Raw genomic sequence first — 22460 nt, 5'->3', positions numbered from 1 at the left:
CCGGCGGATGCTCAGTGTGCCGCCGTCGCCTGCTGCCGGACGTAGCCGACCAAGGCCAGCGCCAGCGCCAGGCCACCGGTGAAGTACAGCTGCACCCGGGTGTCGGCGTCGAGGGTCATGAGCACCAGCGCCCCGGCCACACCCGCCAGCGTCACCCACGTCAGATACGGGAAGCCCCACATCCGCACCACCAGCTGCTCGGGCGCCTCGCGCTCCAGTCGGCGGCGCAGCAGCAGCTGCGAGGCGGCGATGAAGCCCCACACCACCAGCACGACCCCGCCGACCATGTTCAGCAGCCAGGCGAAGACGGTGGTGGGATACCAGTACGAGAGCAGGACGGCGAAGAAGCCGAACGCGGACGACGCGAGCACCGCGCGGCGCGGCACCCCGCGCGAGACCTTGCCCAGGGCCTTGGGGCCCTGGCCGCGCGACACCAGCGAGTAGGCCATGCGCGAGGAGCCGTAGATGTTGGCGTTCATCGCGGACAGCAGGGCGATCAGGACGACCACGTTCATGATCTGGCCGCCGCCGGGGACACCGAGGCGGTCGAGCACGGCGGCGTACGGGCCGTGCTCCGTGACGGCCTTGTCGTTCCACGGGATCAGGGTGACGATCACCAGCATCGAGCCGACGTAGACGATGCCGATCCGCCACATCGTCGTCCGCACGGCCTTGGCCACGCCGCGCACCGGGTTCTCGGACTCGGCGGCCGCGATGGTCACCGTCTCCAGGCCGCCGTACGCGGCGAGCGAGGCCAGGAGCCCGATCATCAGCCCGTTGGCGCCGTTGGGCAGGAAACCGCCGTCGTGGACGAGGTGCGCCGCGCCGGGGGAGTCGCTGCCCGGCAGGACGCCCAGGACAGCGAGCGTGCCGAGGATCAGGAAGAGGGCGATGGCGCCGATCTTCAGGGCGGCGAACCAGAACTCGAACTCGCCGAAGTTGGAGACCGCGCCCAGATTGGTGCCGCAGAAGAGCGCCATGAAGACGAGCACCCACAGCCACGACGGGGTGCCGGGCAGCCAGCCCTGCACGATGTGGGCCGCGCCGATCGCCTCGATCGCCACCCCCACCACCAGCAGGGTCCAGAACATCCATCCGGCGGTGAAGCCCGCCCACCGGCCGATCGCGCGGTCGGCGTGCACCGAGAAGGAGCCGGATGCCGGATTCGCGGCGGACATCTCGCCGAGCATCCGCATCACGAACATCACGAGCAGGCCCGACGCGGCGTAGGCCAGCACGATCGACGGGCCCGCCGCGGCGATGCCGGCGCCGGAACCCACGAAGAGGCCCGCCCCGATGACGCCGCCGAGGGCGATCATCGAGAGGTGCCGCTGCTTGAGTCCGTTCGACAGCGGGGAACCCTGCTGTGGAGCATCCTCGTGCAGCGGGGGAGGAGACGTGAGTGTCCGGCTCATGGTCGTACCTGTCCAATATGCGAGATCGAAGGTACGAGTATGAGCAAGCCGGTGAAGATCCGCCGCAGTCGTCCGATATTCGGACGTTCGCCTCACGCAGGGTGACCGGGATAGTGCGGGATCATGACGTGAAGTGACCCCGCACCGCCCCTCCGGGCCCCGGCCCCTCGCGTTACCGTTCCGCCCTGCGCAGCAGCCACGCCGACGCGCAGCCGCCGAGGAGTACCACCGCCGCGCCCGCCAGCTGGCCGGTCCGGACGCCGGAGGCGAATGCGTCCACGACTGCCGCCCGGTCCGCTCCCGTGCGGGCGCCCGCGAGGGCGGTGGGGAGGGACGCCGCGCCGGTGACCGCCGCCGGGAGCAGGGCCGTGAAGCGGGAGTTCATGACGGCGCCCAGGACGGCGACGCCCAGGCTGCCGCCCAGTTCCGCCATCGTGCCGTCGACCCCGGCGCCCGCCCCGGCCTTCTCGGGCGGGATCGCCCCCATGACCGCCTCCGCGATCGCCGGGTTGGCGAGCGCGCAGCCCGTGCCCATGAGGACGAGGCCGAGCAGCAGCACCCCGTAGCCGTCCGAGGCGAAGGCCGCGACGACCGCGAACCCGGCCGCCAGCAGCCCGACGCCGACGGCGACCGCGAGCGGCAGCCGCAGCCGCCGCAGCAGCCGGGTGGAGACCCCGGTGAAGTTGAGGGCGACGACGGTGAGCGCGAACGGCGCCGTGCGCAGCCCAGCCTCCAGCGGTGAGTAGCCGCGGACGAACTGCAGCTGCTGGGAGAGCAGGAACAGCGCGCCGGCGCTGCCGAAGGTGATCAGCACCACCCCGACCACGGCCCCCACGAACCGGCGGTCGCGGAAGAAGCCCATGTCCAGCATGGGGTGCGGGATCCGGCTCTCCCAGAGCGCGAACGCCCCGAGGGCGAGCACGCCGCCCAGCGCGGGAAGCAGCACCCGGCCCGCGCCCCAGCCGTGTTCGGGCCCCGAGACGACCGCGAAGACGACCGCCGCCATGCCGACGGTGGAGAGCAGGGCGCCGAGCAGGTCGGGCCGGTGCCCCTCGGGGTTCCTGGACTCCGGCACCAGGGTCCAGGCCGCGACGAGACCGAGCAGCACCACGGGGATGTTGATCAGGAAGATCGCGCCCCAATGGAAGTGGCCGAGCACGACACCGCCGATCAGCGGCCCCGCGGCGAAGCCCAGGGCGTTCACCGCCGCCCAGATCCCGATCGCCCGCAGGCGCTCCTCGGCGTCGAAGACCTGCATGACCACCGCGAGCGTGGTGGTCAGCAGCAGGGCGCCGCCCACGCCCATGCCCGCGCGGGCGGCGATCAGCTCCCCGGTGGAGGTGGAGAGCCCGGCCGCCAGCGAACCGACGCCGAACAGGGCGAGCCCCGCCAGCAGCATCTTCCTGCGGCCGTAGCGGTCGGCGGCGCTGCCCCCGGCGAGCAGCAGGCCGGACTGCACGAGCGAGTAGGCGTTGATCATCCACTGGACGTCCGAGGTCGTCGCGTCCAGCTCCCGGGTGAGGGAGGGCACCGCCACGTTCAGGACGGTGTTGTCCAGCACCACGGTGAGCTGGGCGAGACAGATCACGCCGAGGATCAGCCACCGGGTGGGGAGCCTGGCCCCGGCCCGGGTGGCGTCCGCGGTCACGCTCATGCCGGCGGGGCGTAACGCGCGATGGGGTTTTGCAGGCGGCCCACGAGCTGGAGGGCGCCCGACGGGTCGGCGAGGTCGACCATCTGCTGGTTGTTGCGCAGCTGGAGCCGGTTGAGGCAGGACAGCGCGAACTCCTCGGCGAACATGTCGTACTGCCGGAACCTGTCCGCGAACTGCGGCACGGACGCCTGATAGTCCGTCACACACACGGCGACCGTCCGCCAGAACGCCTCCTCGTCGAGGACGCCCTCGGTGACCAGGACCGCGTTCAGATAGCGGAAGAAGCAGTCGAAGACGTCGGTGAAGACCGACAGCAGCTTCATGTCCTCGGGGACCTCCGCCCGCACCCGCCTGACCTCCGGGGGGAGGTCCGCCAGGGGGTCCATGACGACGATCTCCTCGGCGATGTCCTTGAAGATCACCCGCTCGACCGCCCCGCCGTCGAGCACCATGATCACATTCTCGCCGTGTGGCATGAAGGCCAGGTCGTAGGCGTAGAAGCTGTGCAGCAGCGGGGTGAGGTAGGCGTCGAGGTAGCCCCGCAGCCACACCTCGGGGGCCAGCCCCGACCGCTCGATCAGCGCGGCCGCGAAGGAGCGGCCCTCGTGGTCGGTGTGGAGCAGGGAGGCCATCGTGGCGAGGCGCCGGCCCGGCTCCAGCCCGGCGACGGGGCTCTCGCGCCACAGGGCGGCGAGCATCTTGCGGTAGGGGGAGTGGCGGTCGGTGGCCGCCTCGTACTGCCGGTGGTGGTAGCCGACGGCCGCCCGCTCCCGGATGATCGACAGGCGCGTCCGCCGCAGGACGTCGTCCTTGGCGACGAGGTCGGCCAGCCAGTCGTTGATGGCCGGGGTCGCCTCCATGTACGCGGCCGACAGGCCCCGCATGAAGCCCATGTTGAGCACGGACAGCGCGGTCTTCACATAGTGCCTGGCCGGTGCGCTGGTGTTGAAGAAGGTGCGGACCGACTGCTGGGCGAGGTAGTCGTCGTCGCCCGGGCCGAGGCACACCAGCCGCTGCCGTGCCACCTCGGCGGCGAAGGTGACCGACAGCTTGTTCCACCACTGCCAGGGGTGCACGGGGATGAGGTGGTAGTCGGCGAGGTCGAGGCCGAGGCCGGACATGGTGTCCGCGAAGCGGCCGAGCAGCTCCTCGCCCAGCTCGTCGCGCATCAGGCCGTCGTAGTCGAGGTCCGTGCCCGAGGTGAAGGTGGAGTGGTCGCGGTGGGCGGCCAGCCAGATCAGCCGGACGGGGCTCGCGGCCTCGGGGGCGTACGCGTGGTACTCGTGCACCCCGAAGCCCAGGCGCCCGTTGTTGGCGACGAATCCGGGGTGGCCCTCGGTCATGCCGGTCTCGACGGCCTGGAAGTCCGCATCGGCGAGCTCGGCGGCGCTCACCGGCTTCTTGGCGAGCTTGTAGGCCGTGCCCGACAGGGTGGAGCTGATCTCCTCCAGGTAGACCGGGAGGATCTCGTCCGACAGGCCGAGCGTGTCCCGCAGTTCGATGAGGAAGTCGAGCGCGTCCAGGGGGAGTTCGTCCCCGTCGCGGTGCCGGGTGATACTCGCGGCGTCGATCTGCCAGTGGTCGAGCGCGAGGAGGCGGGCGGCGAACCGGTACTCCCGCGTGCCGTCGTCGCTGCGGACGGCGTAGTGGCCGGGCGCGGTCGGCTCCGGGGTGAGGAGCCGCTCGTGGGCGAATTCCGCGAGCGCCTTGCGGATCAGCTGCCGGTTGGCGGCCGCCCAGTGGCCCGGGGTCAGGTGGGAGACGGCTTCACGGGGGTTCACGCGGATACTCCTCGGGTGGCGGCCGGGCCGCTCGCATGCAGAAAACGGTCGCGGGTGCAGACGCTCAGCAGCGCCTCTTTCTCGGGCTTCTCGACGGTGCGCACGGTCTCGAAGCCGACGGCCGCGTTGAGCGCGTGCACCGCGGTGTTGCGCACGTCGGGCTCGACCACGACGCGCCGGGTCGCCGGGTCGGCGAAGAGCCAGGCCATGACCGTGGTGATCACACCACGGGTGAAGCCGTGGACCGGGGTGTCGGCCGGTGCGCACAGGAAGTGCATCCCGACGTCGCCCTCCTCCGGCTCGTACAGCCCCACCAGCTCGACCTGCGCGGGGTCGTAGCGCTCGGCCAGGAAGACGGGACGGCCGTCCAGCAGGCCGACGAAGGCGTCGTGGTGCGGGTGCGCGGCGATCTCGCGGTAGGCGCGGGCCACCTCGGCCACGTCGGCGTCCTGCATCATCCAGAACGTCGCCTTGGGGTGGGTGACCCAGCGGTGCAGCATCGTGGCGTCGGCGTCCGGGTCGAGCGGGCGGACGCTGAATTCGCCGAGGTGCATGTCGGTGCGGGAGAAGACGGTCTCCGTCATCGCAGGACACCGCCCTCGGGGGCGCCGAACTGCTGGAAGGCGATGGACTTCTCGACCGGGTAGACCTCGCGGCCCAGCAGCTCGCGGATGATCCACGAGTTGCGGTAGGGGCCCATGCCCAGGTCGGGCGAGGTGATGCTGTGCGTGTGGGTGCCGGCGTTCTGGAGGAAGATGCCCCGGCCGGTGGTGTCGATGCTGTAGTTGCGGGCGACGTCGAAGCGCCCGTGCCGGTCCCAGCGGATCCGGTCGCGCACGGGCTCCAGGAAGGCCGGGGTGCGGTAGCGGTAGCCGGTGGCCAGGACGAGGCCCTGCGTGGTGAGCGAGAAGTCCCGCTCCTGCTCGACCTGGCGCAGGCCGAGGGTGTACGTCCCGGATATGTCGTCGTACGAGGCGCTCTCCAGCGCGGTGTTGGTCATCAGCCGGGTGGGGACCGGGCCCGTGACGCTCTTCTGGTAGAGCAGGTCGAAGATGCTGTTGACGAGCTCCGCGTCGATGCCCTTGAACAGGCCCTTCTGCTCGGTCTCCATGCGGTAGCGGGTGTCCTCCGGGAGCGCGTGGAAGTAGTCCACGTACTCGGGGGAGGTCATCTCCAGGGTGAGCTTGGTGTACTCCAGCGGGAAGAACCGCGGGGAGCGGGTCACCCAGTCCAGGCGGTAGCCGAGGGCGTCGGCGTCGGCCAGCAGGTCGTAGTAGATCTCGGCCGCGCTCTGGCCGCTGCCGACGACGGTGATGCTGTCCTTGGCCTGGAGCTCCGCCTTGCCCTCCAGGTAGCGGGAGTTGTGCAGGACGTCGCCGCCGAGCCCCTGGCAGGCCTCGGGGACGTAGGGCGGGGTGCCGGTGCCGAGGACGAGGTGCCGGGCGCGGTGTTCGGTCGTCTCACCGGTGGCCGTCCGCAGCGCGCGCACGGTGTAGAGGCCGGTGCCCTCGTCGTACGCGACGGAGGTCACCTCGTGGCCGAAGCGGACGCTGCGGAGCTTGGCGGCGGCCCAGCGGCAGTAGTCGTTGTACTCGTTGCGCAGGGGATAGAAGATCTCGCGGATGTAGAAGGAGTACAGCCGTCCGGACTCCTTGAGGTAGCTGAGGAAGGAGTACGGGGAGGTGGGGTCGGCCAGCGTGACGAGGTCGGCCATGAAGGGGGTCTGGAGCGTGGCCGCGTCCAGCAGCATCCCCGGGTGCCAGTCGAAGTCCGGCTTGCTCTCCAGGAAGAGGCCGTCGAGCTCGTCGACGGGCTCGGTCAGGCAGGCGAGGCCGAGGTTGTAGGGCCCGAGCCCGATCGCGATGAAGTCGTGCGTGGACATGGAGGTCTCCCGTTCGAGGGGCGGGGTGAGGGGTGGTTCAGCCGGCGCGGTGGAGGAGTTCGGCGGTGAGCCGCTCGTCCACGTACCGGCCCGCGTGCCCGGCGAGGAGGTCGAGGACGTGCGCGATGTCGTCCAGCGAGGTCTCCGGGTTGAGCAGGGTGAATTTCAGGTAGTGCCTGCCGTCGACCTTGGTGCCCGCGACCACGGCCTCGCCGGAGGCGGCCAGCGCCTCGCGGGCGTGCAGGTTCGCCCCGTCGGCCAGGTCCCGGCCGCGCTGGTCCGCGGGCAGGTAGCGGAAGACGACGGTGCTCAGCTGCGACTTGGTGACCACCTCGAAGCGCGGGTCCTCGGTCAGCAGGGCCCACGCCTCGGCCGCGCGGTCCACGACCTCGTCGAAGAGCGAGCCGATCGCGTCGGCGCCCATGATGCGCAGCGTCAGCCAGAGCTTCAGCGCGTCGAAGCGGCGGGTGGTCTGGATGCTCTTGTCGACCTGGTTGGGGATGCGCTGCTCGGCCATGCGGGCCGGGTTGAGGTAGTCGGCGTAGTACGTGGCGTGCCGCAGCGTGGCCCGGTCGCGCACCAGGACCGCGCTGGAACTGACCGGCTGGAAGAAGGACTTGTGGTAGTCGACCGTCACCGAGTCCGCGCGCTCGATGCCGTCGAGCAGGTGGCGCCGGGTGGGCGAGACCAGCAGGCCGCAGCCGTACGCGGCGTCCACGTGGAACCACAGCCCGGCCCACCGGCACAGGTCGGCGATCTTGGGGAGCGGGTCGATGGAACCGAAGTCGGTGGTGCCGGCCGTGGCGACGACGGCCATGACCACCAGGTCGTCGGCGCGGCAGCGCTCGATCTCGCGGGCGAGGGCGGCGGGCCGCATGCGGCGCTCGGGTCCCGTCTCCACGGCGATGACGGCGTCCCGGCCGAGGCCGAGCAGCTTGGCGGACTTCTGGACGCTGAAGTGGCTGGCCTCGGAGGTGAGGATGCGCAGCCGCGGCAGGATCTCGTGCCGTTCGAGCGGGGTGGGGGCGTTCTTGGCCGCGAGCTCCAGGGCCTCCTCGCGGGCGAGCAGCAGGGCCTGGAAGTTGGACTGGGTGCCGCCGCTGGTGAAGATGCCGTCGGCGTCCGGGCCGAGTCCGATGCGCTCGGCCGTCCAGTCGATCAGGCGGCGCTCGATGAGGGTGCCGCCCGCGCTCTGGTCCCAGGTGTCGAGGGAGGAGTTGACGGCGGTGAGGACGGCCTCGCCGAGCAGCGCCGGGATCACCACGGGGCAGTTGAGGTGGGCGAGGTAGCGCGGGTGGTGGAAGTAGACGGCGTCCCGCAGATAGACGTCCTCCAGCTCGTCGAGGGCGGCGGCGGGGTCCTCCAGCGGCCGGTCCAGGTCGATGCCGGATATCTCCGGGGCGAGCCGGGCGGGGGACATCCCGGTGAAGGGGCGTTCGGCGCCCGCTATCCGGCTCGCCACCCGGTCGATCCCGGCGGCGAGGGAGCGCCGGTAGCTGTCGACCGTGAGGTGGTTGAACAGGTGCGGCCGGGCCTGTGCCGCACCGGACGCGGGGGCTGCCGATGTGTCGCCTGCCGAAGGGGCTTCGGCGATGTGCCCCGGGAAACTCATGAGCGTGGTGTCCTTCCGTCGCTGACGCGATCAACTTAGGTGAGCCTAACCTAACCTACGGACCGGAAGTGTCGGCTCCGCTTGGGTGGGAGGTGATCGCGGGGAGGGGGTGAAACTTAGGTTAACCTAACCTAAGTTTCACTCGGGCGGGGACGCCACGGCACCCCCAAAGCCCCGTCCCGACCAGCGCCAACCCGCCGCGGAACAAGGAGACTTTGTGAGCATCGAGGTCCACCGGGACGCCTGGGGCATCCCGCACCTGCGGGCCGGAAGCCCGGACGAACTCGCCCGCGCCCAGGGCCGCAACGCCGCCCTGGACCGGGCCTGGCAGATCGAGGTGGAGCGGCACCGCTCCCAGGGCACCACGGCCGCCTTCCTGGGGCCCGGCGCCGTCGGCTGGGACCGGCTCGCGAGGCGGTCCCGCCTGGACGACACCGCCCGCCGCTGCTTCGAGGGCCTCGACGCGGACACCGCGGCATGGGTCACCGCCTACGTCGACGGGGTCAACTCCGGCCTCGCCGCGGGCGCGCGCCGCGCACCGGAGTTCGCGGCCGCGGGGCTCGCCCCCGGGCGGTGGCGGCCCTGGACCCCGCTCGGGGTCTGGCTCTCCCACCACATCCTCTTCGCCGGCTTCCCCGCCAAGCTGTGGCGCGAGGAGGTCGCCCGCGTGCTCGGCCCCGAGGCCATCGGGCTGTTCGCCGCCGACGGCCCCGCCACCTCCGGGAGCAACGGCTGGCTCGTCACCGGCGACCGCACCGCCACCGGGGCCCCCGTCATCGCCGGCGACCCGCACCGCTTCATCGAGGACCCGGGCATCTACCAGCAGATCCACCTCAACTGCCCGGACTACGACGTGGTGGGGCTCGCCGTACCCGGCGTCCCGGGCATCGCCCACTTCGGCCACACCGGCACGGTGGCCTGGGCCATCACCAACGCCATGGCCGACTACCAGGACCTCTACGACGAACGGCTCCGCCGCCGCGGCACCGCGGTGGAGGCGCTCGGCCCCGACGGCTGGCGGCCCGCCGCCGCCCACACCGAGACCATCGAGGTCGCCGGGGGCGACCCGGTCGACGTCGAGGTCATCGAGACCGACCGCGGCCCCGTCGTGATCGGCGGCCCCGGCGAGCCGAGGGCGATCAGCCTGCGCTGCCCCCCGCGCGTGAGCGAGGACCTCGGCTTCGCCACGCTGCCCGCGCTGCTCAGGGCCACCACGGTCGCCGACGTCGACCGGGCCTTCGACCACTGGGCCGAGCCCGTCAACGTCGTCCAGGCCGCCGACACTTCGGGCGGCCTCCTCCACCGGGCCGCCGGACGCGTACCGCTGCGCCACCACGACAACCGGCTGCGCGTCGTACCCGCCTGGGAACCCGGGCACGCCTGGCAGGGCTGGCACGCGCCGATGCCGCGCGCCGACGTCGACGGCACCGCGGTGATGGCCAACCAGCGGGGCCTCGCCGCACCGCTCGGCATCGAATTCGCCCCGCCGCACCGGGCCGACCGCATCCGCCACCTGCTGGACGCGTCGCGGCAGTGGTCCGCCGGGGACATGGCCGCCGTCCACACCGACACCCACCTGGCCTCCGCCGGGCCCCTGCTGGACCTGCTCGCCGGACTGGACGGCCTCGGCCCCGACGCCGCACGGCTGCGGGACCGGCTCCTGCGCTGGGACCGCCGGATGGACGCCGGCAGCACGGACGCCACCGTCTACGCCGCGCTGCGGACGGCGGTCGTACGCCGGTTCGCGGCGCACCCGGCGCTCGAGGGGCTGGCCGAACCGCCCGCGTACCCCGAGATCTTCCTGCCCTGGCTCGCCCTGGCCCCCCGGATCGCCTTCGCCCTGGAACACCTGCTGCGGGACGGACTGCTGCCCGGCGTGGACCGCGTCGCGCTCGTCCGTGCGGCGCTCGACGACGTGACGGCGGCGGGGGAGCCGACCGTGCCATGGGGCGAGGTGCACCGGCTCGCCCCATGGCAGTCGCTGCCCGGCGAGACGCACGAGGAGTGGCCCGGCCTGTCGGGCGACCACGACTGCGTGCTGTCCACCTCCAGCGTCCCCGGCGTCACCGACCACAGCGCGCGCGGGCCCGCCGCGCGCTACGTCTGGGACCTCGCCGACCGCGAGAACAGCCTCTGGGTGGTGCCGTTCGGCGCCTCGGGCGTCCCCGGCGACACCCACCACCGCGACCAGCTGCCGCTGTGGCTCCGGGGCGGACTCGTCCCCGTGGTCACCGACTGGCGGAACCTCACCGAGGAGCGAGACGATGTCTGATTCCCCCGCTGTATCCGTATCCCGCCCGGCGCGGACGGCCGTGCACGAGCAGGCGGTCGACGGCTTCGGGACCGTACGGGTCGTCCCGGTCGACCCCGCAGCCGACGCCGGGCTGATCCACAGTTGGGTGACCCAGGAGCGGGCCCGGTTCTGGGGTATGCGGGACGCCGGCCGTGAACGGGTCCTGGAGATCTACACCTATATCGACTCCCTGCCCACGCACCACGCCTATCTCCTCGAACGGGACGGCCGGCCCGTCGCCCTCTTCCAGACGTACGAGCCGGAGGCCGACCCCGTCGGCGAGTGCTACGACGTACAACCCGGGGACTTCGGCATCCACCTGATGATCGGCCCCCCGGCGGGCGGCAGCGAACGGGGCTTCACCGCCACCCTCCTCTCCGTCTTCCTCACCTACGTCCTGGCGGCCGACCCCGGCCGGCTGCGGATCGTGGCCGAGCCGGACGCCCGCAACGCGAAGGCCGTCGCCCGCCTCACCGGGGCCGGCTTCGTCCGCGGCCCCGAGATCGAACTCCCCGAGAAGCGGGCACGACTGGTCTTCCTCGACCGGCAGACGTTCGAGGGGAACCCTCACCCCCGGGGGTAGGAGTGGAAGCCCTGCCCCGACTTCCGCCCCAGCAGCCCCGCCTCGACCATCCGTCGCAACAGCGGCGGCGGGGCGTGGAGGGGCTCCTTGAACTCCTCGTACAACGACTCCGCGATGGAGACGACGGTGTCCAGCCCGATCAGGTCGGCCAGCGCCAGCGGCCCCATCGGATGGGCGCAGCCCAGCTCCATCCCGGCGTCGATGTCCGCGGCCGTCGCGAAGCCGGACTCCGCCATGCGGACCGCCGCGAGGAGATAGGGGACGAGCAGGGCGTTGACCACGAACCCCGCGCGGTCCGGGGACCGCACCACCGACTTGCCGAGGACCGCCGTCGCGAACTCCTCGACGGCGGCCGCCGTTCCCGCGCTCGTGTGCAGCGAGGTGACGACCTCCACCAGCGGCATCACCGGCACCGGATTGAAGAAGTGCAGCCCCACGACGCGGTCGGCGCGCCGGGTCGCCATGCCGAGCCGCATCACCGGGAGGGAGGAGGTGTTGGTGGCCAGGATCGCCTCCGGATCCTCCACGACCTTGTCGAGAGCGGCGAAGACCTCGGTCTTGACGCCGGCGTTCTCGACGACCGCCTCGACGACCAGCTGCCGGTCGGCGAGGGCGTCGGCATCGGCGGTGAAGACGATCCGGGCGAGCGCCCCCTCGGCGGTGGGACGGTCCGTCTTGCCGCGCTCGACCGCGCGCTCCAGGGAGCGGGTGACGCGCTCGCGGGCACGGCCCGCGGCGGTGGCGTCGACCTCGCAGACGACGGTGTCGAGGCGGGCCCGGGCGAGGACTTCGGCGATGCCGGCGCCCATGGTGCCACCGCCGATCACTGCCACTCGGTGGATGGTTGCCATCAGGGTTCTCCTTCACGTGAGGGTCCGGGACCGCCCCGGGCCCAGTGGAACTGCTCTTCCTCCGTCGAGCCCCGCAGGGCCAGCGTCGTCGCCTCCGGGTTGACGGCCGCGCTCACCAGGTCGAAATAGCCCGTACCGACCTCCCGCTGGTGGCGGACCGCCGTGAAGCCGTGCCGCTGCGCCGCGAACTCCCGCTCCTGGAGGTCGACATACGCGGTCATGCCCTGCTCCGCGTACCCCCGGGCCAGGTCGAACATCGCGTGGTTGAGGGAGTGGAAGCCCGCCAGGGTGATGAACTGGAAGCGGTAGCCCATCGCCCCCAGCTCCCGCTGGAACTTCGCGATCCGGTCGTCGTCCAGCGCGGCACGCCAGTTGAAGGACGGCGAGCAGTTGTAGGCCAGCAGCCGGTCCGGGTACTGCGCGTGGATCGCCTCCGCGAACTCCCGCGCCTGGTCCAGGTCCGGCGTGCCCGTCTCCATCCACAGCAGGTCGGCGTACGGGGCGTAGGCGAGGCCGCGGGCGATGACCGGGGCCATGCCGTTCTCGACCCGGTAGAAGCCCTCGGCCGTGCGCTCGCCGGTGCAGAACCGGGCGTCGCGCTCGTCGACGTCACTGGTCAGCAGATTCGCGGCGAGAGCGTCCGTACGGGCCACGACGACGGTCGGCACATCGGCGATGTCGGCGGCGAGCCGGGCCGCGTTGAGGGTGCGGATGTGCTGCGCGGTGGGCACGAGGACCTTGCCGCCCAGGTGGCCGCACTTCTTCTCGGAGGCGAGCTGGTCCTCGTAGTGGATGCCCGCCGCACCCGCCGCGATCATCGCCTTGGTGAGCTCGAAGGCGTTGAGCGGCCCGCCGAACCCGGCCTCGGCGTCGGCCACGATCGGTGCGAGCCAGTCGGTCCCTGAGCCGTCGCCCTCGGCGGTGGCGATCTCGTCGGCGCGCAGCAGCGCGTTGTTGATCCGGCGGACCACGGTGGGCACCGAGTTGGCGGGGTACAGGCTCTGGTCGGGGTAGGTGTGCCCGGCCTGGTTGGCATCCGCCGCGACCTGCCAGCCGGAGACGTAGATCGCCTGCAGCCCGGCCTTCACCATCTGCACGGCCTGGCCGCCGGTGAGCGCGCCCAGGGCGTGCACGTAGTCCAGCTCGTGCAGTTGGCGCCACAGCCGTTCGGCGCCCCGCCGGGCCAGGGTGTGCTCCTCGCGGACGCTGCCCCCGAGCCGTACGACGTCCTCGGCGCCGTACGTACGCCGCACGCCCCGCCACCGCGGGTCCGTGGCCCACCGCCGCGCCAGCTCCTCGGCCGTCGTCGTACCTGTCCGTGCCATCAGCGTCTCCCGGTGTCGTGGAATCGGGTGAAATCGGATGGTGCGTCAAAAGGTCTGCCAAGAGTGCGAAGAGGAAGCACCCTCCGGTCGCAGCGCGGCCCGCCGTGCCCCTGCCGCTGCGGAGAGGCGAATCGCCGGGGCTCCGGCGGGCCGTGGTGACGACTCTGCCAGGGGCGGTCGGAGCCGAACAACCGTGGCCCGATGCCAAGTTCCGCGAATCTTCCCCGCCCGATCTGCCAACTCTGCGAAGGACACGGCTAGGCTGTGCGAGTGGCCAAGACATACGCCGGAGCGCGACTGCGCCGACTGCGCGAGGAACGGCGGCTCAGCCAGGCCGAACTGGCCCGCGCGCTCGCCATCTCGCCCAGCTATCTCAACCAGATGGAGCACGACTCACGGCCGCTGACCGTGCCCGTACTGCTGCGCCTGACCGAGACGTTCGGCGTGGACCCCGGCTTCTTCTCCGAGCGCGACACCAGCCGGGTCCTGGCGGACCTGCGGGAAGCCCTCGCCGACGAGATCGCCGCCGGCCGGGTGTCGCCCTCCGACCTGTCCGAGCTCGCCTCCCGGCTGCCCGCCGTCGCCACCGTCCTGCTCGGCCTCGGACGCCGCTGCCAGGACCTGACCGAGCGCCTCGCCGAGGCCGCCGACGGGCGCGGCACCGTCGACCCGGCACTGCCGCGCCCGCCGCACGAGGAGAACCGCGAGTTCTTCCACCGCAGGCAGAACTACCTCCACGACATCGACACCGCCGCCGAGGAACTCGCCGCCGAGACGGGCGTCCGCCCCGGAGCCGCCCTGCGCGTCCTCACCGACCGGCTCACCGGACGCCACGGAGTGCGGATCGCCACCGCCACCGACGCCGACCGGCTGCACCACTACGACCCCGCCGCGCGCGTCCTGCACCTGTCGAACCGGCTGCGCCCCGGCCAGCGGGCCTTCCGCATGGCCACCCAGCTCGCCCTGCTCGAATACGGCCAGGAGCTCTCACGCCTCGCCGCCGAGGACTACGAAGAGGGCTCCACGACCTGGGCGTTGACCAGGATCGGCATCGCCAGCCACTTCGCCGCCGCGCTGATCCTGCCGTACCGCGAGTTCCACGCCGCGGCGGAGGAACTGCGCTACGACATCGAGCGGCTCAGCGACCGCTTCGGCTTCGGCTACGAGACCGTCTGCCACCGGCTCAGCACGCTCCAGCGCCCCCGGCTGCGCGGGGTGCCGTTCTCCTTCGTACGGGTCGACCGCGCGGGCAACATGTCCAAGCGCCAGTCGGCCACCGGCTTCCACTTCTCCCGGGCCGGCGGCACCTGCCCGCTGTGGAACGTCTACGAGGCGTTCGCCGCCCCCGGCCGCGTCCATGTGCAGATCGCCGCCATGCCCGACGGCGGGCGCCACCTGTGGACCGCCCGCACCGTCACCCGCCACCGGGGAGGCTGGGGCGAACCCGGCAAGACCTTCGCCATCGGCCTGGGCTGCGAGATCCGCCACGCCTCCCGCCTCGTCTACTCCGACGGCCTCGACCTCGGCCGGAGCGCGCCCGCGACCCCGATCGGCATGGGCTGCCGCGTCTGCGAACGCCTCGACTGCCCCCAACGGGCCGTACCACCGCTCGGCCGCGCCCTCACCGTGGACGAGAACACCAGCACGTTCGTGCCGTACGGCGCGAGCGGGTCCGTGTGACCGGCACACGAGAGGCCCGGTCGGTCAGCTGGTGGCGTGGGGGGAGAGCGCCGTGAACCAGAGCAGGGCGACCGTGGCCACGCCCATGATCGGGGTGAGTATCTCGGTCTCCAGCTTGTTGCCGCTGTGCTTGATGACCACTATTTCGTAGCGGGTCCTGATGGGCCAGAGCCAGGGCGCGCCCCTCTTGGTGATGGAGTCCCCGAGCAGGTGGGCCACGCAGCCCAGCCCTACGGAGTACGGCAGCCAGCCCGGCGCGGAGGGGATGAACTTGGCGATCACGGCGGTCCCGATGCCTGCCATGGCCACGATCGTGCCCCAGGCGTGGAAGCCGTGCCCGGGTGGGCAGATGTTGAGGGCCCGCACCGCCAGGGCCAGCAGGAAGAACGTCATGCCGAGGGTGAACGGGCGGCCCAGATACGTCACCCCCGCCCAGCTGCCGAGCGTCATCAGGACCACGAACAGCAGGGAATGCGTGGCGTGACGGTGCCCGCCCGAGGCCCAGGCGACGAAGCGGCACAGCGTCTTGGACACCGGCCCGAGGAAGTTGGCTATCGTGCCGTCGTGGTGGTCCAGGTCGGGCAGCAGCGCGGCACCGGCGCACAGCACCGTGCCCATCAGTATCTCCTGCGGCGCCAGGTGAGCGTTCATCACCAAGGGCGGCAGGTAGGGGGCGGTGCCTGCGAAGAGCAGTGCTCCGCTGACGGCATGTGAGTGGCCCATCATCGCGTGTGTGTTCTCCCGTGCCGGCGCCACGGTGGTGACGCGATCCAAACCCGGCAGACGCTACCAGCAAGATCCGGAGGGACCCGACGGGCCGGCATGTATCGCACGCGATAAACGCGATGCGTCGGCGTGCACCCGCTTGTTAGGGTGCTTGCGCGGGGCGGCTCCGCGACGTGCTTCCTTCTCAACTCCTTTTTCTGGTAAAAGATCCAGCGCGTCCACTTCCCGCCCCGCACCCTCAACTTCGCGGCCGCCACCCGGCGTTCTCCTGCGCTTCGCGACACCGGCAAGCAGCGAGCCGGTGAAGCGCACCGCACGGCACGGGAGGAACGGCCATGACCACCACGACCATCTCGACCGGCACCACCAGCGGCCGCCGCGGCCTCGATGCCGCCCTGCTGGCACGCCGCGGTGCCGTCTATCTCCCCGCCGCCTCCCACGCCCGGCCGCAGCTGGAGAGCCTCGCCGGAGTCACGCTGCTGGAGACCGATCTGCTGGAGCGCGGCCATGTGCTGGCCGGCGATCTGCGCCAGGCCCTCACCACGCTCGACACCGGGGCGCTGGCCGCGGCGGGCGCCGCCCTGCTGGCGGACATCGACCGGGCTCTCGGCGCGGACCGCGACCACACCCCGCTCTTCCGCGACTTCCCGGACAGCGTCCCCGACGACACCCTCGCCTTCTACGTCGACCGCGTCCTGACCCTCCTGTGCCAGGCCCCGGAGCAGCCGTGCGTCCTGTGCGGCACGGAGGGCACCGCCCACGCGGTCTCGCCGTGCGCCCACCTGGTCTGCGGTGCCTGCTTCGACGGCGGCGACTTCTCCGCCTGCCCGATCTGCCACCGCCGGGTGGACACCGAGGACCCGTTCCTGCGCCCGGCGCGGCCCCGGGACTCCGCCCGGACCGACCGGGCCCTGCCGAACCGGCTGCGCGTGCTCACCCACGGCGGCGACCCCACCGCCCGTACCGCCGACGCCCGCCGCGAGCTGGAGACCCTGCTCCGCCGCGCGGGCGCGCTGAGCCCGCAGGACGCCGACGACCTCGAAACCTTCCTCGCCGTCCACGACCGTACCGACGTCTCCTGGCTGCCGGAGACCGTTCCGGGCCGCGAGACCAAGGCCCGCGTTCTGGCATGGCTGCTCGCGGACCCGGCCGCGTACGAGGTGACGCTCCCGGCGGCCACCGCCCTGATCGACACGGCGACCGACGTGCTCCGTCTGCTCGCCGTGCTCTCGGGCGGCGACGCCGGGCTCGTCGACGTGCCCCGCCTGTCCGCCGTGCCGCGCCCGCTGCGCCGCGCCCTGCTGGCGGCCCTCGACCGGCTCGACTCGGCCCTGGTGGCCGAGGACATGCGCCGTCACCCGCGACTGTGGAAGCACGCCGCGGAGCGCCTGCACCCGTTCGAGTACGCGCGGCGCTACCCGAACGCGGCGCTCGCCGTGGCGGCGTTGAGGGACCTGCGCCTGGGCGACGACAGCCTCTCCGCGCGGATACGCGCCACAGCGGAGAGCCTGCCGTCCGCCGACGCCTCCGGCGCCAGGGTCCGGGTCCGCGACTGGCCGGGCAGGGTCGAGGCCGCACTGGCCGCGGCCGACGTCGAAGCCGCGGCCGCCCTGCTCGCCCGGCGCCCCGGAGAACTGCTGCGCCGCCTGGGCCACCTGCTGCGCCTCGCAGACAAGGACAGTACGGAGACGGTGCTGTCCGCGCTCGCCACCGCCGTGCCCCGGGTCTCGCCCGCGGTGCTGCTGTCCGCGCTCGGCGAGATCCGCACCCGCTCCCGCAAGGGGCGCGACCGCGTGTTCTTCCCCAAGGGCGGCAACGCGAAGGCCCATATCGCCCCGGACGAGCGCGTGTTGCTCACGGACGACGCCGTGGAGCGCACGGTCGCCGTCCTCACCGGAGAGGTCCTCCGCCGGGCGGGCACCCTGGAGAAGGCGGAACTCGCCGTCATCGACGCCGCCCTGGACGGTGTCGTCGCGCCGTTCACCGAGCGGACCGCCTCGCGCTCCCTGGTGACGCTGCCGCGCGGCAGCGAGCTCCCGGTGCCCGCCGGCCGTACGGTACGGCTCTTCCTCCACTGGATGGAGAGCGAGACCTCCGGCCGCGCCGACCTCGACCTGTCGCTGGCCATGTTCGACGCCGAGTGGGAGCACGTCGGGACGTGCGACTACACGAACCTCCGCTTCGGGCACGACGCGGCCGTGCACTCGGGTGACCTGACGAGCGCCCCGGCGCCGCAGGGCGCGAGCGAGTTCGTCGACCTCGACCCGGACCGGCTCGACGCCGCCGGCGTCCGGTATCTGGTGGCCGTCGTCTTCTCCTTCAACAGCGTGGCCTTCGACGACCTCGCGGAGGCGTTCTCCGGGCTCATGGTCCGCGACGAACCGGGCGGCACCGGGCCGGTGTTCGACCCGCGCCGGGTCGAGCAGCGCTTCGACCTGACCGGCCGGGCCCACGCCTGCGTCCCGATGGTCGTCGACGTGGCGGGCCGCACCATGCGCTGGCTCGACGTCGTCAAGGGCGTCACCGGCACGCACCACGCGGTCCACCGCCACAGCGACGACCTGGCGGCCCTCGGGCGGGGCCTGACCGGCCTGTTCACGTCCGGCGCCCGGGTCACCCTGGGCGAACTGGCCACCTGGCGGTCCGCGGCCCGCGCCGGCACCGTCGCCGTACGCCACCTCGACGGATCCACGAGCACCTACCGGCGCGCCCCCGGCGAAGGGGTCGCGGAATTCGCCGCCCGCATCGGCACCCCGGCCACGGACGAGGGAGAGGCGCCGGACCTCTCGCAGGCGCGACTGGCACACCTGCTCCGCGGCGACCTCGCCCTGCCGCCCGGAAGCGAGGCGTACGCCCTGCACCCGGCGGGCCTGAACGCCGCCTCCGTCCGCCTCCTGACCGCCTCCGACCTCGTGACGGCGCTCGGGCCCCTCCCGTAGGCGAACCGTCGCACGGGGCGGGCCACCTCGTGCGAGAACGCGCGCCGCGCCGCCCCGGTCCCCCCGGACCGCGGTGGCACCATGGATGCCGGGACGGCCTGGACACCGATGGGCCGGCGGGAGTCCGTCGATGACAGCGCGCGGAAGACTGCGGATCCACCTCGGGGCGGCCCCCGGGGTGGGGAAGACCTACGCCATGCTCGCCGAGGGGCAGCGGCTGCGCGCCCAGGGAGCCGACGTGGTCGTCGCCCTCGCCGAGGCGCACGGGCGGCGGCCGACGGCGGCCATGGCCGAGGGCCTGGAGACGCTGCCCCGCCGCACCCTGGTGCACCGGGGCGCGGAGTTCACCGAGCTGGACCTGGACGCGGTGCTGGCCCGCGGCCCCCAGGTCGCCCTGGTGGACGAGCTGGCCCACACCAATGTGCCCGGCAGCCGCCACGCCAAGCGGTGGCAGGACGTCGAGGAGCTGCTGGACGCCGGGATCGACGTCCTCACCACTCTCAACGTCCAGCACCTGGAGTCGCTCACCGACGTGGTCGAGCAGATCACGGGAGTCCGGCAGCGCGAGCGGCTGCCGGACGAGGTGGCCCGGCGCGCCGACCGGATCGAACTGGTCGATCTGTCGCCCGAGGTCCTGCGGCGGCGCATGACGCACGGCGACATCTATCCGCCGGACCGCATCGAGGCCGCTCTCACGCACTACTTCCGCGTCGGCAACCTCACCGCGCTCCGCGAGCTGGCGCTGCTGTGGCTCGCCGACCGGGTGGAGGAGGGGCTCCAGCGCTACCGCGCCGAACACGGCATCGTCGCCCCCTGGGAGACCCGGGAGCGCATTCTCGTCGGCCTGACCGGCGGCCAGGAGGGCGAGACGCTCATCCGCCGGGCCGCGCGCATCACCGCACGCACCCCGGGCAGCGAGCTGCTCGCCCTCCACGTCGTCCCCGGGGACGCATTCGCGGCCGGCGCCCCCGCGGTGCTCGCCGGACAGCGCTCGCTCGTCGAGTCACTGGGCGGCACCTACCACCAGACGACCGGCGACGACGTCGTGGACGCCCTGCTGGAGTTCGCCCGGGCGGAGAGCGTCACCCAGATCGTCCTGGGCGCGAGCCGCAGGGGAAGACTGTCCTTGCTGTTCCGGACCGGAGTGGGACGGCGGACGATCCAGGGGTCCGGGCCCATCGACGTGCACATCGTCACGCACGAGGAAGCGGCCGGTGCCGCCGCCTTCCGGCTGCCGCGCCCCGGCCGCGGCATCGGCGCCGGGCGGTACCGGCTCGCGGCCGCCGGGGCGGCCGTCGCGCTGCCCGCGCTGACCTGGGTCCTGACGGCATCGCGCGACCACCTCGACCTCTCCAGCGACCTGGCGCTCTACCTCCTCCTCGTCGTGGTGGTCGCCCTCGTCGGCGGACTGTGGCCGGCTCTCGCAACCGCCGTGGCCGCCGGACTGCTCGCCGACTACTACTTCACCCTGCCCTCCCACTCCCTCGACGTCGCACGCGGCGACGACATCCTCGCCCTGGCCGTCTTCGTCACCGTCGCCGCGCTGGTGGGCACGGCGGCCGGGACGGTCGCCCGGCGCACCCGTCAGGCGGCCCGCGCGAGCGCCGAGGCGCAGGCCCTGAGCCGACTGGCGACGGCCATGATGCGCGGAGCGGACCTCCCCGCGCTCGCCGAGCAACTGCGGGAGAACTTCGGGCTCTTCGCGGTCAGCCTGCTGGAGCGGGACCCGGACTCCGGCACACAGCCGCGCTGGTTCGTCGTGGCCGGCGCCGGGGAGCGCCCGCCGGAGCGCCCCTACGACGCGGATCTGGAAGTCCCGGTCGGCGAGAGCCTCACCCTGGCCGCCCGGGGCCGTGGACTGAGCGCCGACGACCGGCGCGTCCTCGCCGCGTGCGCCGCCCAACTGGGCATCGCGCACACCCACGGCAGGCTCACCCGGCAGGCCGCCGAGCACGACACCCTGGCCGCCGCCGAGCGCACGCGCGCCTCGGTGCTCGTCATGGCGGTCCGCGATCTGCGGGCCTGCCTGGGAGCCGCCTCGGAATCCCTCGCGGGCCTGCGCGAGGGGGCCGGGGACGCCTCCGCCCCGGAAAAGGCACATCTGGTGACGGCTGCCCGGGCGTCGGTGGGCCGCGCCGAGCAGCTGGTCGAGGACCTCGACGGTCTCGGCCGCGTGCACGCCGGAGCACTCGACCTCTACCTCCGGCCGGTCGACGTCGGGGAGGCGCTGACCACGGCCCTGGACGACCTCGGGCCCGGCGGCCACACGATCCGTCTCTCCCTGCCGGAGGATCTGCCCGACGTCATCGCCGATGCCGCCGTCCTCACCCGCGTCCTCACGGCCCTCGCCGCCGACGCGCTGCGCCACAGCCCGGCCGACCGGTCGCCCGCCCTCACGGCCGACGTGACCGCCGGCCGGCTGGCCGTCCACGTGGCCGACGGGGCGGGCGGTTCCGCCGGAGGACCGGGTGACCGGGCCGGGAGCCTGTCCCTGAGGCTGAGCGGGGATCTCGCCGAGGCGATGGGAGGCACCCTGGAACCGGCGGTCACCCCCGACGCCGGGTTCTCGGTGACCCTCACCCTCCCGACGGCGGGACCCGGCACGGCGGGGTGAGCCCGGCGGCCGGTGCCCGCCGTCACGTCAGATGCGCGAGGTCCTGGTTGAGTTCGACGACGTCGACGTGCTCCTGACCCAGGAAGCCCAGGTCGCGGCCGCGTACGTGACCGGTGACGAGCCCGCCGACCCGCCGGGCCGGCAGCCCCCGGGCCCGGGCGACGCGGGCGACCTGTTCGTACGCGTAGGCGGGGGAGATGTCGGGGTCGAGGCCCGAGCCGCTCGCGGTCAGGGCGTCGACGGGGACCGCCCTCGCGTCGACGCCGTCGAAGGCGGCCACGGCGGTGCGGCGCTCGTCGACGGCCTTGACGAGTGCGGGGTTGTCGGGGCCGAGGTTGGAGGCGCCGGAGTACGTCGGGTCGTACGGCCCGGCGCCCTTGCCCGCGTCGGCGGCGGAGGGGCGCGGCTGGAACCACATGGGGTCGGGGCGGAGTGTCTCGTGCGGGTCGTCGGGGTTCTTCTTCGGCAGGGCGAAGTTCTGGCCGAGGAGGCGGGAGGCCACGGGTGTGCCGTGGACCGTGATCAGGGAACCGCCGGCCTGGTGGCCGAAGGCCGCCACCGCGATGCCGGTGACGGCCAGCGGGTAGGCGACGCCCGTGACGGCCGTGAACACCAGGAGCATGCGCAGGGCCGACAGGTGCTGCCGCAACAGCGGCGGGAGGTGCGGGAGCACGGATCCCTCTCCTTCTCCGGTCAGCGGAAGCCGGGGACGAACTGGACGGCCAGGTCGATGAGTTTGATGCCGATGAACGGGGCGACGAGGCCGCCGAGACCGTAGACCCAGATGTTCCGGCCGAGCAGCGAGGCCGCGGACGAGGGGCGGTAGCGGACGCCGCGCAGCGCGAGCGGGATCAGCACGACGATGATCAGCGCGTTGAAGACAATCGCAGAGCAGACCGCCGAGGCCGGGCTGTGCAGGCTCATGATGTTGAGCTTGTCGAGGCCGGGGTAGGCGACCGCGAACATCGCGGGGATGATCGCGAAGTACTTCGCGACGTCGTTGGCGATCGAGAAGGTGGTGAGTGCGCCGCGGGTGATGAGGAGCTGCTTGCCGATCTCGACGATCTCGATGAGCTTGGTGGGGTTGGAGTCCAGGTCCACCATG

15 protein-coding genes and 1 pseudogene are annotated in these 22460 nt (G+C 72.7%); 5 read left to right on the top strand and 11 right to left on the bottom strand.

The window, feature by feature from the left end:
* Positions 1 to 11: 11 nt before the first annotated feature.
* From ABD269_RS22975 to ABD269_RS22950, 6 genes are all read right to left on the bottom strand, one after another.
* Positions 12 to 1415: an amino acid permease gene (locus ABD269_RS22975; RefSeq protein WP_344120555.1), complete on the bottom strand. Its 1404-nt coding sequence runs from the start codon at positions 1413 to 1415 to the stop codon at positions 12 to 14.
* A gap of 172 nt (positions 1416 to 1587) precedes the next feature.
* The gene (locus ABD269_RS22970; RefSeq protein ID WP_344120553.1) at positions 1588 to 3069 is read right to left on the bottom strand and encodes an MFS transporter; all 1482 of its coding nucleotides are present in this window, start codon (positions 3067 to 3069) and stop codon (positions 1588 to 1590) included.
* Complete coding sequence (locus ABD269_RS22965) at positions 3066 to 4850, bottom strand: IucA/IucC family protein (protein WP_344120551.1); 1785 nt, start codon at positions 4848 to 4850, stop codon at positions 3066 to 3068. The genes ABD269_RS22970 and ABD269_RS22965 overlap by 4 nt, the downstream gene beginning before the upstream one ends.
* Positions 4847 to 5434, bottom strand: a complete 588-nt coding sequence (locus ABD269_RS22960; RefSeq protein WP_344120549.1) for a GNAT family N-acetyltransferase — start codon at positions 5432 to 5434, stop codon at positions 4847 to 4849. The genes ABD269_RS22965 and ABD269_RS22960 overlap by 4 nt, the downstream gene beginning before the upstream one ends.
* Positions 5431 to 6732: a lysine N(6)-hydroxylase/L-ornithine N(5)-oxygenase family protein gene (locus ABD269_RS22955; RefSeq protein WP_344120546.1), complete on the bottom strand. Its 1302-nt coding sequence runs from the start codon at positions 6730 to 6732 to the stop codon at positions 5431 to 5433. Before ABD269_RS22955 ends, ABD269_RS22960 begins: the two co-directional genes overlap by 4 nt.
* 37 nt (positions 6733 to 6769) lie before the next feature.
* Positions 6770 to 8344: a pyridoxal phosphate-dependent decarboxylase family protein gene (locus ABD269_RS22950; RefSeq protein WP_301890848.1), complete on the bottom strand. Its 1575-nt coding sequence runs from the start codon at positions 8342 to 8344 to the stop codon at positions 6770 to 6772.
* A 217-nt stretch (positions 8345 to 8561) separates the two neighbouring features.
* Between ABD269_RS22950 and ABD269_RS22945 the strand changes: the two genes are divergently transcribed.
* Together ABD269_RS22945 and ABD269_RS22940 are read left to right on the top strand one after the other, a co-directional pair.
* Positions 8562 to 10616: a penicillin acylase family protein gene (locus tag ABD269_RS22945; protein ID WP_344120543.1), complete on the top strand. Its 2055-nt coding sequence runs from the start codon at positions 8562 to 8564 to the stop codon at positions 10614 to 10616.
* Complete coding sequence (locus tag ABD269_RS22940) at positions 10609 to 11220, top strand: GNAT family N-acetyltransferase (RefSeq protein WP_344120541.1); 612 nt, start codon at positions 10609 to 10611, stop codon at positions 11218 to 11220. The genes ABD269_RS22945 and ABD269_RS22940 overlap by 8 nt, the downstream gene beginning before the upstream one ends.
* Here ABD269_RS22940 and ABD269_RS22935 read toward each other — a convergent pair.
* Both ABD269_RS22935 and aceA read right to left on the bottom strand, forming a co-directional pair.
* A complete protein-coding gene (locus ABD269_RS22935; RefSeq protein ID WP_344122009.1) occupies positions 11205 to 12074 on the bottom strand; it encodes a 3-hydroxybutyryl-CoA dehydrogenase in 870 nt (289 codons plus the stop codon). The two genes, ABD269_RS22940 and ABD269_RS22935, sit on opposite strands and share 16 nt — an antisense overlap.
* Positions 12071 to 13396, bottom strand: a complete 1326-nt coding sequence (aceA, locus tag ABD269_RS22930; RefSeq protein WP_344120539.1) for an isocitrate lyase — start codon at positions 13394 to 13396, stop codon at positions 12071 to 12073. Before aceA ends, ABD269_RS22935 begins: the two co-directional genes overlap by 4 nt.
* Positions 13397 to 13666: 270 nt before the next feature.
* On the opposite strand from aceA, the gene ABD269_RS22925 reads away from it, so the two are divergent.
* Positions 13667 to 15076, top strand: a complete 1410-nt coding sequence (locus ABD269_RS22925) for a short-chain fatty acyl-CoA regulator family protein (protein WP_301890843.1) — start codon at positions 13667 to 13669, stop codon at positions 15074 to 15076.
* Positions 15077 to 15100: 24 nt separating this feature from the next.
* Here the strand turns inward: ABD269_RS22925 and ABD269_RS22920 are convergent, their stop codons facing one another.
* On the bottom strand, positions 15101 to 15799 hold the full coding sequence (locus ABD269_RS22920) for a metal-dependent hydrolase (protein WP_344120534.1): 699 nt from the start codon (positions 15797 to 15799) through the stop codon (positions 15101 to 15103).
* Positions 15800 to 16137: 338 nt separating this feature from the next.
* Between ABD269_RS22920 and ABD269_RS22915 the strand changes: the two genes are divergently transcribed.
* Both ABD269_RS22915 and ABD269_RS22910 read left to right on the top strand, forming a co-directional pair.
* Positions 16138 to 18741, top strand: coding sequence for an MXAN_6230/SCO0854 family RING domain-containing protein (locus ABD269_RS22915; protein WP_344120532.1), 2604 nt, complete (start codon positions 16138 to 16140; stop codon positions 18739 to 18741).
* Positions 18742 to 18871: 130 nt separating this feature from the next.
* Entirely contained in the window at positions 18872 to 21355 is a 2484-nt protein-coding gene (locus tag ABD269_RS22910) for a DUF4118 domain-containing protein (protein ID WP_344120530.1), read from the top strand.
* 22 nt (positions 21356 to 21377) lie between these two features.
* Here the strand turns inward: ABD269_RS22910 and kdpC are convergent, their stop codons facing one another.
* Together kdpC and ABD269_RS22900 are read right to left on the bottom strand one after the other, a co-directional pair.
* On the bottom strand, positions 21378 to 22028 hold the full coding sequence (gene kdpC / locus ABD269_RS22905) for a potassium-transporting ATPase subunit KdpC (protein WP_344120528.1): 651 nt from the start codon (positions 22026 to 22028) through the stop codon (positions 21378 to 21380).
* Positions 22029 to 22048: 20 nt separating this feature from the next.
* Positions 22049 to 22460, bottom strand: a pseudogene (locus tag ABD269_RS22900) (potassium-transporting ATPase subunit B); the annotation flags it as partial.

This window comes from Streptomyces blastmyceticus (assembly GCF_039521185.1).
Taxonomy (GTDB): Bacteria; Actinomycetota; Actinomycetes; order Streptomycetales; family Streptomycetaceae; genus Streptomyces; species Streptomyces blastmyceticus.
Note: the sequence above shows the minus strand (reverse complement) of the source record. Positions and strands in the feature narration are given on the sequence as shown.